The 15,547-nt window shown below is 43.2% G+C and carries 13 protein-coding genes; 12 read left to right on the top strand and 1 reads right to left on the bottom strand.

The features are described 5' to 3' along the window. The first annotated feature begins 129 nt into the window (after positions 1-129). The 8 genes from BN3656_RS05360 to BN3656_RS05325 all read left to right on the top strand — a co-directional run bounded on the left by BN3656_RS05360 (position 130) and on the right by BN3656_RS05325 (position 9,459). Positions 130-999: a sugar ABC transporter permease gene (locus BN3656_RS05360; RefSeq protein ID WP_066545314.1), complete on the top strand. Its 870-nt coding sequence runs from the start codon at positions 130-132 to the stop codon at positions 997-999. After that, the gene (locus BN3656_RS05355; RefSeq protein WP_066544954.1) at positions 999-1,853 is read left to right on the top strand and encodes a carbohydrate ABC transporter permease; all 855 of its coding nucleotides are present in this window, start codon (positions 999-1,001) and stop codon (positions 1,851-1,853) included. The genes BN3656_RS05360 and BN3656_RS05355 overlap by 1 nt, the downstream gene beginning before the upstream one ends. 33 nt (positions 1,854-1,886) lie before the next feature. Beyond that, positions 1,887-2,765, top strand: coding sequence for an AraC family transcriptional regulator (locus BN3656_RS05350; protein ID WP_066544953.1), 879 nt, complete (start codon positions 1,887-1,889; stop codon positions 2,763-2,765). A gap of 144 nt (positions 2,766-2,909) precedes the next feature. Continuing rightward, positions 2,910-3,740 (top strand): purine-nucleoside phosphorylase, encoded by an 831-nt coding sequence (locus BN3656_RS05345; protein ID WP_066544952.1) that lies wholly within the window; start codon positions 2,910-2,912, stop codon positions 3,738-3,740. A gap of 21 nt (positions 3,741-3,761) precedes the next feature. Beyond that, on the top strand, positions 3,762-4,880 hold the full coding sequence (locus tag BN3656_RS05340) for an anaerobic sulfatase maturase (RefSeq protein WP_066544951.1): 1,119 nt from the start codon (positions 3,762-3,764) through the stop codon (positions 4,878-4,880). Between the two features lie 106 nt (positions 4,881-4,986). Continuing rightward, positions 4,987-5,511, top strand: a complete 525-nt coding sequence (locus BN3656_RS05335; RefSeq protein WP_331467874.1) for an ECF transporter S component — start codon at positions 4,987-4,989, stop codon at positions 5,509-5,511. Between the two features lie 47 nt (positions 5,512-5,558). Next, positions 5,559-6,488 carry a ribokinase gene (gene rbsK / locus BN3656_RS05330; protein WP_066544945.1) on the top strand — a complete coding sequence of 310 codons (930 nt, stop codon included), beginning with the start codon at positions 5,559-5,561 and terminating at the stop codon, positions 6,486-6,488. A 322-nt stretch (positions 6,489-6,810) separates the two neighbouring features. Next, positions 6,811-9,459: a cation-translocating P-type ATPase gene (locus BN3656_RS05325; protein ID WP_081422856.1), complete on the top strand. Its 2,649-nt coding sequence runs from the start codon at positions 6,811-6,813 to the stop codon at positions 9,457-9,459. Between the two features lie 543 nt (positions 9,460-10,002). Here BN3656_RS05325 and BN3656_RS05320 read toward each other — a convergent pair. Beyond that, positions 10,003-10,776 carry a nucleoside phosphorylase gene (locus tag BN3656_RS05320; RefSeq protein ID WP_066544944.1) on the bottom strand — a complete coding sequence of 258 codons (774 nt, stop codon included), beginning with the start codon at positions 10,774-10,776 and terminating at the stop codon, positions 10,003-10,005. A gap of 184 nt (positions 10,777-10,960) precedes the next feature. Here BN3656_RS05320 and BN3656_RS05315 point away from each other — a divergent pair, with 184 nt between their 5' ends. The 4 genes from BN3656_RS05315 to BN3656_RS05300 all read left to right on the top strand — a co-directional run bounded on the left by BN3656_RS05315 (position 10,961) and on the right by BN3656_RS05300 (position 15,546). After that, positions 10,961-11,614 carry a YitT family protein gene (locus tag BN3656_RS05315; RefSeq protein WP_066544942.1) on the top strand — a complete coding sequence of 218 codons (654 nt, stop codon included), beginning with the start codon at positions 10,961-10,963 and terminating at the stop codon, positions 11,612-11,614. A 30-nt stretch (positions 11,615-11,644) separates the two neighbouring features. Further along, entirely contained in the window at positions 11,645-12,856 is a 1,212-nt protein-coding gene (locus BN3656_RS05310) for a BMP family ABC transporter substrate-binding protein (RefSeq protein ID WP_066544940.1), read from the top strand. Positions 12,857-12,922: 66 nt separating this feature from the next. Further along, positions 12,923-14,473, top strand: coding sequence for an ABC transporter ATP-binding protein (locus tag BN3656_RS05305; protein WP_347460658.1), 1,551 nt, complete (start codon positions 12,923-12,925; stop codon positions 14,471-14,473). Further along, positions 14,470-15,546 (top strand): ABC transporter permease, encoded by a 1,077-nt coding sequence (locus tag BN3656_RS05300; RefSeq protein ID WP_066544938.1) that lies wholly within the window; start codon positions 14,470-14,472, stop codon positions 15,544-15,546. Before BN3656_RS05305 ends, BN3656_RS05300 begins: the two co-directional genes overlap by 4 nt. Position 15,547 lies beyond the last annotated feature (1 nt).

Raw genomic sequence — 15,547 nt, 5'->3', positions numbered from 1 at the left:
CCGGGTATTATGCAGGTGTTGGTGGCACATCAATCATATGATGTGCCACCATGCATAATTAAGAGGAGGATCGGTGTGAAAATACAGAAACAGAACAAAAGTTTGTATTCTGCCAGGGAAAGAAGAAGGATGAGGATCGGATTTTTGTATGCAGTCCCCTGGCTGATTGGTTTTTTGGTGTTTAAGGGATATCCGTTTTTATCATCTTTATATTACAGTTTTACAGATATGAATTTGCAGAAAAGCTCATATTGGTACACTCTGGACAATTACAGGCAGATATTTACAGACCCTCAGATGCTGAAGGTTTTAACCATAACCTTTAAATATGCATTTTTGACAGTGCCATTAAAACTGACGGCAGCATTGTTTATAGCGTATATTCTTTGCTTCAATTTAAAAGGGGTAAGATTTTTTCGAACCGCTTACTATATTCCGTCTGTTTTAGGCGGTTCTATTGCAGTAGCTGTATTATGGAAAGCTCTGTTTCAGAAACAGGGCGTAATTAATAATCTGCTGATGGTTTTGGGGATTGAAGGGCCATCATGGCTGGGAGATCCGGGATATGCGTTGTTTTTAATCTGTCTTCTTAGAGTTTGGCAATTTGGTTCTTCTATGATTATTTTTCTCGCTGCCTTAAAAGGAGTGCCCAGGGATCTGTATGAAGCGGCCAGTATAGATGGAGCAAACAAATGGAAGCAGTTTTTTAAAATTACAATTCCAATGATAAGTCCGGTTATTTTTTATAACCTGATTACACAGCTTTGCGCGGCATTTCAGGAATTTAACGGTCCGTATGTTATCACAAATGGAGGACCAAACGGAGCCACTACATTGATTTCGCTTCTGATTTACAACAATGCTTTCCTTAAATTTGATATGGGAATGGCATCGGCTCAGGCTTGGGTATTATTTACAGTAGTAGGCGGACTGTCTTTGGTAGCTTTTATGAGTCAAAAGAAATGGGTATATTATTCAGATGAGGATGGTGGACGCTGATGAAGTTGAACATGAAGAAAAAGACATGGAAAAATATAGTTCAGTATGCTATTCTGATCATAGTTGGAATTATTATGGTATATCCGCTAGTGTGGATGTGCTTCGCCGTATTTAAGACAAATGCAGAAATTTTTTCGAGTGCGGCTATCTTTCCGAAAAAGTGGGTATTTGATGCCTTTGACGGATTGGGAAAACCGGTGGGTGGGCAGATTACATTGTGGAAATCTATGCTCAATACATATATGATTGTAATTCCCAAGGTGGTTTTCACACTGATTTCCTCTGTATTGACCGCATATAGTTTTTCAAGATTCAGATATCCGGGCCGTAATCTTATGTGCGGTTTAATGGTTGCTACACTGTTTTTGCCCCAGGTTGTTTTAAATGCTCCGCAGTATATTATGTTCAGCAGTTGGGGATGGACGGATTCATATGCTCCTTTGATCGTTCCTACCTTATTTGCAGTTGAGTCATACTTTGTATTTATGCTGCTCCAGTTTTTGCGTGGGGTTCCCAGAGAGTTGGAAGAGGCTGCGGAAATTGATGGATGCAATACATTTCAGACATTATGCAGGGTAATTGTGCCCATGCTGAAGCCTTCTCTTGTCTCCTGCGCTTTGTTTCAGTTTATGTGGTCCAGTAATGATTTTCAGGGGCCTCTTATCTATGTAAAGACAGTCAGCCGGTATCCGGCATCTATCTTTATGAAAATGTCTATGGATGCAGATGCAGGAACGGCCTGGAACAGGGTATTGGTAAGCTCGATAATCGCTCTTCTTCCTACGCTGATTGTATTTTTCCTGGCTCAGAATGAATTTGTGGAGGGAATATCTGCAGGGGGTGTGAAAGGATAGCTGCATGCTGGATGGTAAAAGAAAGGGTTTGCTGTGTTTCAAATCATATACAGGGAGTGCTTTTCAGGATTTGCAGTCAGCAGAGTGAAAAGAGACAGAGATTTTACAAAAAATGTAGGTTATTTCAGAAACGAGTACCAGATTCAATATATAATAGACGGAGAGAGGTATTATTTTGAATCGGGAATCCGGTGTGTAAAAATGGCGGCAGGAAGTGTTGCCTTTATAGATAAAAGGCGTATTCCAAAGCTGAATATAATCGGAGGAAGATATCATGACCGGATATTGATTGAGATAAAGGAGGCGGAATTTGCGCCAATCTGTCAGGCGGTGGGTATAGATATGGAACGGGTGTTTTCCCAGCGCTGTGGTGTTTTTCAGACAGGAAAATGTGAGGAGATTCGTGATGTTTTTGAAAAAATAGAAAAAACGATTACGGATCGGGGAACTGAACAGAGAGAATTGAGGCTGAGAATGTTGATTTTAAATCTCTTGGTGTGTAGCAGCCAGCTGGAAAAATTCAGAGAAAAGAATTTTCACTCAGCGTCAATGCAGGGGTCTTTGGAAAAGCAGAAAAGGGTATGTATGATTGCGGATTATCTTGCCGGTCATTATGAGGAGCATGAAAATGTTGATGAACTGGCTGGAAGATTTTATATGAGCCGATCCTATTTGTGCCGTATTTTTAAAGAGGTAACAAATTTTACAGTTTCCGAATATGTGAATTTATTCAGAATCGCAGCCAGCAGGGAATATCTTCTGAATCGTGAGATGACTATGACGGAAATAGCCAATCGCCTTGGATTCAACAGTCTGACTTATTTTGAACGGGTGTTTAAACAGCTTATGTCCGTTACGCCTGGAGAATATCGGAAACAGTATCTTGGCGCAAGAGGAAAAAGGAGGGATTGAGTTCTGGGAGAGTAGCGGATTAAAAAGCTGTCAGGCCAAATCTTTACAAAAGGCTTTCTAATGTTTAAAATGAAAACAAGCTATGGAGTCCATATATTGTTTTATGGTGGATTTAAAGCAATAGCTTAGAAAGAGGTGCTAGCCATGACAACTGAAAAAGAGATCAAGATCATTGAGGATTCTGTCCGCATCATCCGCGAAAAGACGGATTTTGAGCCCGAGATCGGCATGATTCTGGGAAGCGGACTGGGGGATTATGCGGATAAGATTGAAAATCCGGTAAAGATTTCCTACCATGATATCCCGGATTTCCCGGTATCCACAGTGGCAGGCCATGCAGGGCAGTTCGTGCTGGGAACCTGCATGGGAAAGAAAGTCATCGCCATGCAGGGCAGAGTTCATTATTATGAGGGCTACAGTCAGAGACTGATCACTCTTCCAATTCGGATTATGAAGTGTCTGGGCGTTAAAAAGGTTCTTCTTACCAATGCAGCCGGAGGCGTAAACCGGTCCTATGAGCCGGGAACACTGATGGTTATCAAAGACCATATCAATTATTCCGGTTCTAATCCTCTGATTGGCTCTAATTTTGAGGAGGATGGCCCCCGTTTTCCGGATATGAGCTGCGTATATGATGCAGGATTCAGAACACGTCTGAAGGAAAAAGCACAGGAAAATGGAATTCATCTGGAGGAGGGCGTATATATGATGTTCTCCGGCCCTAATTATGAGACACCGGCAGAGGTCCGCATGGCAGGGCTTCTGGGGGCGGATGCTGTAGGAATGTCTACCGTACCGGAGGCAATCGTATGCGGCCATTGCGGTATCCCGGTACTGGGGATTTCCTGCGTTACCAATCCGGGAGCAGGCATTCTGGATCAGCCACTGAATCATGCAGAGGTAGTGGAAACTGCCGCAAGGGTAAAGCAGACCTTTGAGAAGGTAGTGGATCTGGTGCTTAAAGAAGTATTCTAACGAAGCGACAGGGAGAGAAAGATGCCGGATTCGAGCGTGTTGATGAAGCCTTCATCGGGAATGTGCAATATGCATTGTGATTACTGCTTTTACTGTGATGAAATGCAGAAAAGAGAGCAGGAATCCTATGGTTTTATGTCTGAGGAAACATTAAAAAATGTGATTCGCAGGACAATGGTCCATGCCCGGAGACAGGTTAATTATGCCTATCAGGGGGGAGAGCCTGCGCTGCGGGGGCTGGACTTTTTCCGAAAAGCGGTAGAATTTCAGAACAAGTATAACCGCAGAGGAATACAGGTACATAATGCCTTCCAGACCAACGGGTATCTTCTGGATGAAGAATGGTGCCGTTTTCTGGCGGAGAATCATTTTCTGGTAGGACTTTCGGTTGACGGAACGAAGGAAACCCATGATGCCTGCCGCCATGATAAAAAGGGCAGCGGAACTTATGATGTGGTGACAAAAGCTGCAGCGCTTATGGATGCTTATGGCGTGGAGTATAATATTCTTACGGTTGTGACAGAAAAAACAGCTGCAGGGATAGATGAGATCTATAAGGCGTACAGCCGCAGAGGCTGGAACTATCAGCAGTATATTGCCTGTCTGGATCCTCTGGGCGAAGGCCATCAGAAGACAGAATATGCTATTTCGCCGGAGACCTATGGCAGATTCCTCACCCGGCTCTTTGATCTCTGGTATAAGGATTGGCAGAAAAACCGTCAGCCCTATATCCGCCAGTTTGAAAATTACATTGCCCTTTTGATGGGGTATTACCCTGAGGCCTGCGACCAGAGAGGCGAGTGCGGGATCCAGTATGTGGTAGAAGCGGACGGAAGTGTCTATCCCTGTGATTTTTATATGCTGGATGAATACCGTCTGGGGAATTTCAATGAGAATACGATGGAAGAGATGGATAAACGTCGTCAGGAGACTGGCTTTATAAAGCGCTCCCACCAGCTGGATCCCCAGTGCCGGGAATGTCCCTATTTCTTCCTCTGCCGGGGCGGATGCCAGCGCTACAGGGATCCTGTGGAGGGAAGCAATTATTATAAGAACTATTTTTGTCAGGCATATAAGAGTTTTTTTGAGCACTGTATGGACAGGATGAAAAACGTGGCAAAGACAGGGATGAAAAGATAATAGGAAATACAGAACTGGACTGGTTTAAAATAGCTAAAATGGTTATTTTAACCAGTCCATAATTCTGCTATAATACGGGAAATGATGAAAAAGCAAGGAGGAACGTATGATGCGGAATAATTCTGTAAAAAATCTGGCAGCAGCAGCCCTGTTTGCAGCGCTGAGCTGTGTTTTTACCATGGCAATCCGAATTCCTACACCAGGTACCGGAGGATATATTCATCCGGGCGATGCCGCGGTAATCCTGTCGGGGATTTTTCTGGATCCGGTGGCTGCATTTCTGGCCGCGGGAATTGGCTCCTGTATGGCTGATTTCCTGGGCGGATATTTTATTTATGTACCCATTACATTCGTGGTCAAAGGCCTTGTGGCTGCAGTCACATCTGTGGTATACTGTCATGGAGTGAGCAAAGGAAAAAGCGGGAAGCTGGCAGTGCTGTATGGTGGCATAACAGATATTTTGCTGGTGACAGGCGGATACTTTCTCTGTGAAAGCCTTCTCTATGGTCCGGCAGCCGCTTTTTTGAGTCTCCCTGCCAATGGGATCCAGGGGATCAGCGGACTGGTGATTGCGGGAGTGCTGTATCCGGGGCTGGAGAGGACGCTGGAAATCAGAGAGAAGGTACGATAGGGGACAGACAAATCAAAAGAATGATATTGGGGATTGGAGGAAAGAATATGAGTAAGGCAGCGGTTTTTGGAAGTTTTGTAGTAGATCTGATGGCAAGAAGCCCTCGTCTTCCTGTACCGGGAGAGACGGTAAAGGGTTCCGTTTTTAAAATGGGACCGGGAGGAAAGGGATTTAACCAGGGAGTTGCCGCCCATAAAGCAGGCGCCGATGTAACTATGATATCGAAAGTCGGACGGGACAGTTTTGGAGAGGTTGCTTTCAATACGATGAGAGAGCTTCAGATGGATACGTCTCATATGTTTGTAACGGATGATACAGAAACAGGATGTGCTTTGATTTTAGTAGATGAAAAGACCAGCCAGAATGAGATTATCATTGTTCCCGGAGCGTGCAGTACTATAACAGAAGAGGAAGTAAAGAACATTGAAGCGGTGCTTAAGGAAGCAGAATATGTACTGCTGCAGCTGGAGGTAAATCAAGAGGCCAATGAGCTTGTAGCTGAATTGGCATGTAAACATGGCTGTAAGGTGATTGTAAATACAGCTCCTTATGCGCCGGTTACAGATGAGTTTTTATCAAAAGCGTATATGGTAACGCCTAATGAAGTAGAGGCAGAAGAGATTACGGGAGTCCCTGTAAAAGATTTGGAGTCTGCGAAAAAGGCAGCAGCCTATTTTTATGACAGAGGTGTTAAAGAGGTTCTGATTACTCTTGGCTCAAGAGGTGTGTTTGTTTCATCCGGAGGAAGAGAGGAAATTATTCCGTGCTTTAAGGTGGAAGCAGTAGATACCACAGGAGCAGGTGACGCCTTTAACGGAGGCCTTCTGGCTGCACTTTCAGAAGGCAGGGATATATGGGAGGCAGTCCGTTTTGCAAGTGGTCTTGCTGCATTATCCGTACAGAAGATGGGGACAACACTTTCTATGCCTGTACGGGAAGAAATTGACCGCTTTTTAGAGGAACATAAAAACTCCTGAAAATAGAATCTTGACAGTTTCCCATGTCCGTGATAGCATTATTGGCAGTAAGGGAGTAGTCAGCGCAGTTGACCGGCAGTTTTCAGGCCGGGAACCGTGTAGCGAAGTCAACAGCATCGGAGCGTGTCCGTGGCTTGGTTTTAAATGACGAGACTTATCGGGAGTCTTCTCAGCAGAGGGGAGGACTTCTGGTAAGTCTCGTTTTGTTTGCACCAATGAAATGGAAATGCACAGATGCGCCTGTGAGACAGATGTATAGTGCACCTGCAGTACGGGAATGATGAGAGAGACACTTCCATATGATAATAAGGAGGAAAAAGCAATGAAAGAGTACCTGTCCAGTATTCAGGATGTGCTGAAGGAGCAGAATACTTCAGAAGAGGGACTTTCTTCTCAGGAAGCTGCCAGCCGTCTGGAAAAATTCGGGCACAATAAGCTGAAGGAAGGAAAGAAAGATTCCCTTCTTAAGAAATTTCTTGATGAACTGGCAGATCCCATGATCATTATTCTGATCGTGGCAGCTGTTATTTCAGGTATTACCGCTTACTACGAGGGTGAGTCCTTTGCAGATGTGATCATCATTATGGCGGTAGTTATTATCAATGCAGTTCTGGGCGTTGTTCAGGAAAGCAAGGCAGAGGCGGCAATCGCAGCTTTGCAGGAAATTGCGGCAGCTACCAGTAAGGTGCTGCGTGACGGAAAGCTTGTTACATTAAAGAGTGAAGAGCTGGTACCGGGTGACGTAGTGATTCTGGAAGCAGGCGATTCCGTTCCTGCGGACGGCCGTATTATTGAATGCGCCAGCATGAAGATCGAGGAGGCGGCCCTTACCGGAGAATCCGTTCCTGTAGACAAGATTATCCAAGTGTTAAATCTGGGCGGTGAAAAGGACGTACCTTTAGGCGACCGCAAAAATATGGTATACATGGGCTCCACCGTTGTATACGGCCGTGGAAAAGCTGTTATCACAGCGACCGGTATGGATACGGAAATGGGTAAGATTGCAGATGCCCTGGCTCAGGCTAAGGATGAGGAAACACCTCTCCAGATCAAGCTGAATCAGCTGAGCAAGTTCCTGACCATGCTGGTTGTGGGAATCTGTGTGGTTATCTTTGCAGTAGGCCTGTTCCGTGCACAGGGAAGCGCAGAAGGCATTACCGGCGATACGATCTTAAGTACATTTATGGTAGCTGTTTCTCTGGCAGTAGCGGCAATTCCTGAGGGTCTGGCTGCAGTTGTTACCATCGTGCTTTCCATCGGCGTTACAAATATGTCCCGCAGAAATGCCATTATCCGTAAGCTGACTGCAGTAGAGACTCTGGGATGTACACAGATTATCTGTTCGGATAAGACGGGTACGTTGACACAGAATAAGATGACTGTTGTGGAGCATGTGGCAGATGATGAGAAGCTTTTGGAAACTGCTATGGCGCTCTGTTCCGATGCTTCCTTAAGCCCTGACAGCGGCGAGGCAGTGGGAGAACCTACCGAGTGTGCTCTTGTAAATGATGCTGCAAAGAATGGACTTCCAAAGGATCAGCTGGAAAAGGAATATGTCCGTGTGGCTGAGGCTCCCTTTGATTCCATGCGTAAGATGATGACAACCATTCATCAGACTGCGGACGGACGTTTCATCCAGTTTACAAAGGGCGCTCCGGATGAAGTATTAAAACGCTGTACAAAGGCCTATGTGGGCGGACAGATCGTGGAAATGACCGACGAAATCCGCAGCAGCATTTTAAAGAATAATAAGTCCATGGCAGATAAGGCGCTCCGCGTACTCTGCGGTTCCATGAGAGAATGGAAGGCACTGCCTGAGAATACAGACGCCTCCAATCTGGAGCAGGATCTGGTATATGTAGGACTTTCCGGCATGATCGACCCGGTACGTCCTGAGGTAAAGGCGGCAATCGTTGAGTGCCGTGAGGCAGGAATCCGCCCTATTATGATTACCGGTGATCACAAGGATACAGCGGTAGCCATTGCAAAGGAGCTGGGAATCATCGAGGATGCCAGCCAGGCGATTACAGGCGCTCAGTTAAATGAGATCAGCGACGAGCAGTTTAAGACAGATATTGAAAAATACTCCGTTTATGCCCGCGTACAGCCTGAGCATAAGGTACGCATTGTAAATGCATGGAAGGCAAAGGGCCGTATTACAGCTATGACCGGTGACGGCGTAAACGATGCTCCTTCTATCAAGAGTGCGGATATCGGTGTGGGAATGGGTATTACGGGTACAGACGTAACCAAAAATGTAGCAGACATGGTTCTTGCAGATGACAACTTTGCAACAATCGTATCCGCAGTAGAAGAGGGACGCCGCATTTACGCAAATATCCGTAAGGCGATTCAGTTCCTGTTAGCCTCCAATCTGGCAGAGGTGCTGGCAATCTTCTTTGCAACGCTGATCGGCTTTACGATTCTGGAGCCGGTACATCTTTTGTGGATCAACCTGATCACAGACTGTTTCCCTGCTCTGGCTCTGGGTATGGAAAAGAGCGAGGCTGACATTATGAAGCAGTCTCCAAGAGACCCGAGAGAAGGCATTTTTGCCGGCGGTATGGGATTTGACGTATTCTTCCAGGGTTTTGTTGTAACGATCCTTGTAATGGTTTCCTATATCATAGGCCATTATATTGAAAGCGGCGTCTGGGAATTTGTAAACAGCCCTGACGGAACAACAATGGCATTCCTGACCCTGTCCATGGTTGAGATCTGCCACTCTCTGAATATGAGAAGCCGCAGAGGTTCTATCTTCACCATGAAGACCGGAAATACCTTCCTTTACGGTGCAATGATCGTATCCCTGATTCTGACAACCGCAGTAATCGAGGTTCCGTTCCTTGCAAAGGCATTTGAGTTTACTCCTATTGATTTCCATGAGTATATTATTGCTCTGGGACTGGCAGTATTGATCATTCCGATTATGGAAGTTGTAAAGTTTGTTCAGAGGAAGATGGGAGTGTAAAGACTTACAATCCCGATTATAAATATGTTTTGAAAACAGCGCTCCGGCAGAGGAAATTCTGTTGCGGGCGCTGTTTTAATTAAGGCTTTATCCAATTGAGTATGTTGGAGTTTTTCGTGTTCCGAAAAACGGAGACTTGCGAAACAAAGAACCACCCGCTATGCGGGTGTGCATCGATTTTATGGCAAAGCAAACGAATTTACTCTCACACATAAAGAGGATGTGTAAGTACCACATCGTCTTGGTATTCTCGTTTTAAAAAGATTGAGGGTGGTTTCCCCTTTGAGCGTTTCTCGTCGTGCTTTTCCCAGCGCTGTGCTCCCAAATTATAAATCCGATTCATTACTGCATACATGGTTTTAATGCCTCCCTTAGTTTCTTTCGATTCCCGGATTTGATCAGTCGAGAATGTGGGAAGATGTTACTGGCTGGTAAGAGACTTTTTATAGAGGAGAGAAAATTCTTTGTTAGATGGAAGAATAAAATTTTCTCTGATCAGTGGAATACAGTTTGGCCCACAATGATAGACATTGCGTATAATATTTAATTATCCTTGTCTTTAGCAATGATAGTTCTGAGAGCTTCTATTGCTGTCTCAATAGCGTTAGAAGTGTCGGTTTCTCGAATTAAGCCAGTGTTGTATTTATCTTCTCGTTCTCTGTTACGGCATAAAAGTAGAATGGTTGCGCAGCGAACACGTAAAACAGAAGCGACAATAAAAAGAGTAGAAGATTCCATTTCAGAACCAATTGCTCCGGCTGTTTTCCATGCCTCCCATTTTTGAAGCAATTCATATTTTGCGGGCATGCGCTCTGGGGCATGTTGCCCATAGTAAGAATCTTTGCATTCTACAACTCCCAGAGCGCTTTTCTTTTTCAGCTTTTTTGCAGCGTCTTTTAATGCAGATACCAGATCGAAATTGGGAACCGCAGGAAATTCGATGGGAACATACTCTCTTCCAGTGCCGTCTTTTCTGATGGCACCTGTAGGGATGATAAGGGTTCCTGGTTCCAATTCTGGATCAATACCGCCGCAGGTGCCAATGCGGATGAAAGTATCGGCACCGATCATCTTTAATTCTTCTAAGCCAATGGCAGCAGAAGGCCCCCCCATTCCGGTAGACATGACACTGACTTTTTTGCCGTCTAAATAGCCAGTCCATACCTCGTATTCACGATTTGTTTGAATATGAACTGCATTGTCTAAATAGGCGGCAATTTTCGCTACGCGTCCGGGATCGCCTGGTAATAAGACATAGCGGCCTACATCTCCGATTTTACATTTGATATGATGCATTAATTCGTTTTCAAGAGCCATAAAAAGTTTCCTCCTGTTTCCTTTTAATAATATGAATATATCATAATAAAAAGGAAAATGCAATAAAAAATACTACTATTTAATGATAAAAACAAACATAAAAGCACTTGACATTCTTTGAAAAATAGATATAATTTGAAATATAGATAATAAAATAAAGAAGAAGATGTGATTAAAAGTGAAAATGACTAAAAATGAAAATAAAAAATATCATATTATAATTGATGTAATAATAATATCTTTTGGCTTGTTGATATCATCTTTTGGAACAGCACTATTTTACCAAGCTGGAATGGGTTCAGGAGCGATGGCGACATTTAGTGATGGCCTCCATAAACTTTTGAATATGAGTTATGGAACAGCGAATATGACAGCAAATATAGTTTTCTTAATTTTACTTTTTATTTGTGATCGGAAAATGATCAATATCGGAACGGTTTTATGTGTATTTTTAATTGGAAGTTTTGTAGATATTGGAACATTCCTGTTTGCGCTTCTCCCCATTGCGTCTGCACCTGCATGGTTTCGGTTTATGTGTATGCTGTTAAGCTGCGTTATGATGGGCGGAGGTCTTGGATTGTATGTAGCAGTTGATAGAGGATTTGGAGCTTTGGAAGGATTGGTAAAATATGTTTGCAAAAAAGGAAATTTACGCTTTGATAAGGTTAAAATCATACAAGATTTTTTACTGATCAGCATAGGAATTGTGCTTCGTGCGGAATGGGGGATTGGAACTGTGATTTCTGCAATTTTGATTGGTCCAATCATGAGGGTGTCCATTGAGTATTTTCAGTCAATGCTTCATAAAAATCAGAACATCTTCCCGGCGAGGGGATGATATAAAAATTCAACTTGAGGAGGTTATGAAATGAAAAAAGTTTTAGCATTAGCATTGTCATGTACTATGGCTGCTTGCGGGGTGGTGGGCTGTGGTGGAAAAACAGTCGAAATTGAAAGTGCAAGTGAGACAACAGAAAAAAAGGAAGTGTCTGCAACTGTAGCGGGGACGGGAGCAGAAAACACAGGGAAAATTGATCTGTCAAAATTTGAGGATGAGGATATTGGCGTTTGTTTAGTGATCAATACTAATTTGGGTGATAAGTCTATTTGTGATCTTTCTTATGCAGGTCTTGAAGAAATTGCCATTGATTATGGCGTTAGAACAAAATGTATCGAGCTTGCAGGTGATGCAACAAAGCAGGTTCCTACCTTTATTGATCTGGCAGAGGATCCAGAATGGGATATTATCATTGCCGGTACACCTAACTTAAGAGAAAGTCTTTTAGAGGTTGCGGAGGATTATCCAGAGCAGCAGTTTATCCTTTACGATGCAGCAGTCGCAAATGCAGATGAAGGAGTTACTTCTGAGGATTTTCCTAATGTATATTCTATGGAACACGGTCAGAATGAAGGATCGTATGTGGTAGGAGCTGCAGCAGCGATGTTGACAACTTCTGGAGATGAGAAGACAAATGACGAGCATGTGATTGGATTTGTAGGTGGCGGACAGAATACAGCAATCGAAGATTTCCTTGTTGGTTATATTGAGGGGGCCAAAGCCGTTGATCCAGAAATCAAGGTTTTGATTTCTTATATCGGAAGCTTTAATGATGCTGCTAAGGGTAAAGAACTTGCTATGGCTCAGATTGATCAGGGTGCTGATGTTGTGTTTGCAGTAGCAGGTGGAGCCGGACTTGGTGTATTATCCGGATGTGCTGAAAAAAATGTTTATGCAATCGGCGTGGATGGAGACCAGTATGAAATCCTGAAAGAGGATGATCCTGAAACTGCAGCTGCAATCTGTACTTCTATGCAGAAAAAATGTGATCAGACAGTGTATGGTTGTGTAAGCCGCGCATTGGAGGGAACTCTTCCTTATGGAACATATGATAAACAGGGACTTGCTGCTGGTGTCGTAGGTGCAGCAGATAATGAGAACTTCAGAGCTATTTTTACAGAGGAGCAGATTGCTACGTTAAAAGACATGGAAGCAAAAGTAGCTTCTGGTGAAGTAAGCGTATTTTCTGCAATCGGTGCGGATGATGCTTCTATTCAGGCCTTGAAAGACAGCGTTCAGTAAGTGATTTTTAACAGCCGCAGAAGTAAAACTGCGGCTGTGTATTTTATAGGGAATGGAGGGAATTGTTTGGAAAAGAACATTTTGTCCATGGAAAATATTACAAAAGTCTATTCCAATGGATTTGTGGCAAATAAAAATGTAAACTTTTCGATACATGAAGGTGAGATTCATGCCTTAGTGGGTGAAAATGGTGCGGGTAAAAGTACTCTAATGAAGATGTTGTTTGGTTCAGAGAAACCAGATGAAGGAAGAATTTTACTTCATGGAAAGGAAATACATATTGATAATCCGACTGTGGCAATTCAGTATGGAATTGGAATGGTACATCAGCACTTTATGCTGGTTCCATCCCTGAGCGTGGCAGATAATTTGGTCATAGGAATGGAACCGAAGAAAAAAGGATTTTATGATGTGGCCAAAGCTGAGGCGATTGCTAGGGAAGCGTCAGAAAAATACAATCTCATTGTGGATCCCAAAGCAAAAGTGATTGATCTGTCAGTAGGATTAAAGCAAAAGGTGGAAATTTTAAAGGCGCTTGTACGAGGCGCCAAAATTTTAATTTTGGATGAACCGACAGCAGTTTTAACTCCCCAAGAAACAAAAGAACTGTTTATTGAATTGAAAAACCTGAAAAAACAGGGATATACTGTTGTGTTCATTTCTCATAAGCTCCATGAAGTCAAGGAGCTTTGCGATAGAGTGACAGTTTTGCGTGCCGGAAAGATGATTGGTGTGGAAGAAATTGTTAATGTTTCGGAACAGGATATTTCCCGTATGATGGTTGGTCGAGATGTACGTTTGAATATCGATAAAGAGAGGGCGGTTGCGAAGGAAACTGTGTTGAAGGTATCTCATGTCAATAAGGCAAATGCATTAGGAAAACAGGTGCTGAAGGATGTTTCTTTTCAAATTCCTAGAGGGGTAATTCTGGGAATTGCAGGAGTTGAAGGAAATGGGCAGAGCGAGATTTCTGAAATCATTTCGGGAATGGATCGAGATTTTGATGGCGAAGTGGAAGTAAATGGGAAAAGTACCAGAAACATGTCTGTTCGCGAACTTAGGGAAAATGGGGTGGCTCATATTTCTGAAGATAGAATGACTTATGGTATTGTAGGAGACGGAAGCATTGCTGAAAATATTATCTCAGACCGGTATTATAAAAAGAAATTCCAGAAAGGACTCTTGCTAGATCAGAAAAAAATTGATCATATGGTAGAGGAATTGATTGATAAATTCAATGTGAAATGTGATGGAAAGGATCAGCCAATCAGAATGCTTTCTGGTGGTAATATGCAGAAGGTGGTAGCTGCTCGTGAATTTACCAATCATGCAGATTTGATTATCGCTAATCAACCAACGCGAGGCATTGATATCGGAGCCAGTATGTTCCTTCGCAATAAATTAGTGGAACTTCGGGATGCAGGAGCATCAGTTCTTTTAATTTCAGCTGATTTAAGTGAGGTAATGGAGGTCAGCGACCGCCTGATTGTCATGTGCGGCGGAAAAATTTCAGCATATTTTGAAAATGCAGAAGATATTACAGAAGAAGAAATGGGACTGTATATGCTTGGGTTAAAACAGATGACTCCCGAAGAGATAAGGAGGGCATCCAATTGAGTACAAAGAAAATAGAACAGCAATTTCAAATATTAAGGACCCTGTTGGCAATCGGGATCGCAATGGTTATTGCTTTTGTGATTATTTGCTTTATCAGTGAAAGCCCGCTGGAAACGATTAGATCATTTGTGCTGGGGCCATTAGAATCAAAAAGAAAAATTGGAAATATCATTACCAATTTAACACCCATGTTGTTTGTGGGAACTGGCGTGTGCCTGATTTTTTCTGCTAATCAGACTAATATGGCAGTGGAAGGTGGATTTTTTGTGGGAGCCATGCTGGCAACAGTTGCAGCAACTTGCCTACATCTTCCGATAGGTCTGCATACAGCGATATGTTTGATTGTAGGTGGTCTAGCAGGAGCAGCAGCTTGTGCAATTCCGGCATTTTTATTTATTAAATATAATGCCAAACCAGTAGTAAGTTCGATTATGGTAAATAACATGTGTCTTTATGTGGGGCTTTTTGTAATTAACCATCTAGTAAGAGATCCAGGTGCAGGTTTTCTGGCATCTTATCGCTTCGATAAGACGGCAAGAATTGGGGAAATGATTCAGGGAACCGGCATTCACTATGGTATTCTGATTGGTATTGTAATATTGGTGTTGGGATATTTGTACCTAAATAAAAGCAAAGCCGGTTATGAGATTCGGACAGTGGGGCGGAATGTGGATTTTGCAAGATATTCAGGTATCAATGTAAATTATGTGATTGCAAAGGCACAGTTGATTGGCGGATTTTTAGCAGGCATGGGTGGTGCTGTGGAGGTTCTTGGAATGTATAAAAGATTCCAGTATCAGGCATTGACCAATCATGGCTTTGACGGAATAATGATCGGAATTATGGCAGCCTATAACCCGAAAATGCTTCCTCTGTCAGCTCTTTTTCTGGCGTATATTCGTGTGGGGGCAGATTGTATGCAAAGAAACAGTGATGTGCCGGTGGAGCTTGCCAATATTATGATTTCAATCATTGTAATTATGATTGTAGCAGAACGTTTTTTGTATAAGATGAAGCATAAGAGAATTGTAGCAGAAGCTAAAAAAGAATTAGTAGAAATGGCGGAGGTGTAAT

The sequence above is a fragment of the Clostridium sp. AT4 genome, from assembly GCF_001517625.2.
GTDB lineage: Bacteria > Bacillota > Clostridia > Lachnospirales > Lachnospiraceae > Enterocloster.
This window is presented reverse-complemented; position numbering and strand designations above follow the sequence as displayed.

Excerpts from the sequence above, each read along its gene's own strand:
- BN3656_RS05335 (WP_331467874.1), top strand. The coding sequence starts at position 4,987 with ATGATGCGGAATAATTCTGTAAAAAATCTGGCAGCAGCAGCCCTGTTT.
- BN3656_RS05315 (WP_066544942.1), top strand. The coding sequence starts at position 10,961 with ATGACTAAAAATGAAAATAAAAAATATCATATTATAATTGATGTAATA.
- BN3656_RS05345 (WP_066544952.1), top strand. The coding sequence starts at position 2,910 with ATGACAACTGAAAAAGAGATCAAGATCATTGAGGATTCTGTCCGCATC.
- BN3656_RS05320 (WP_066544944.1), bottom strand. The coding sequence starts at position 10,776 with ATGGCTCTTGAAAACGAATTAATGCATCATATCAAATGTAAAATCGGA.
- BN3656_RS05355 (WP_066544954.1), top strand. The coding sequence starts at position 999 with ATGAAGTTGAACATGAAGAAAAAGACATGGAAAAATATAGTTCAGTAT.
- rbsK (WP_066544945.1), top strand. The coding sequence starts at position 5,559 with ATGAGTAAGGCAGCGGTTTTTGGAAGTTTTGTAGTAGATCTGATGGCA.
- BN3656_RS05360 (WP_066545314.1), top strand. The coding sequence starts at position 130 with ATGAGGATCGGATTTTTGTATGCAGTCCCCTGGCTGATTGGTTTTTTG.
- BN3656_RS05340 (WP_066544951.1), top strand. The coding sequence starts at position 3,762 with ATGCCGGATTCGAGCGTGTTGATGAAGCCTTCATCGGGAATGTGCAAT.
- BN3656_RS05325 (WP_081422856.1), top strand. The coding sequence starts at position 6,811 with ATGAAAGAGTACCTGTCCAGTATTCAGGATGTGCTGAAGGAGCAGAAT.
- BN3656_RS05310 (WP_066544940.1), top strand. The coding sequence starts at position 11,645 with ATGAAAAAAGTTTTAGCATTAGCATTGTCATGTACTATGGCTGCTTGC.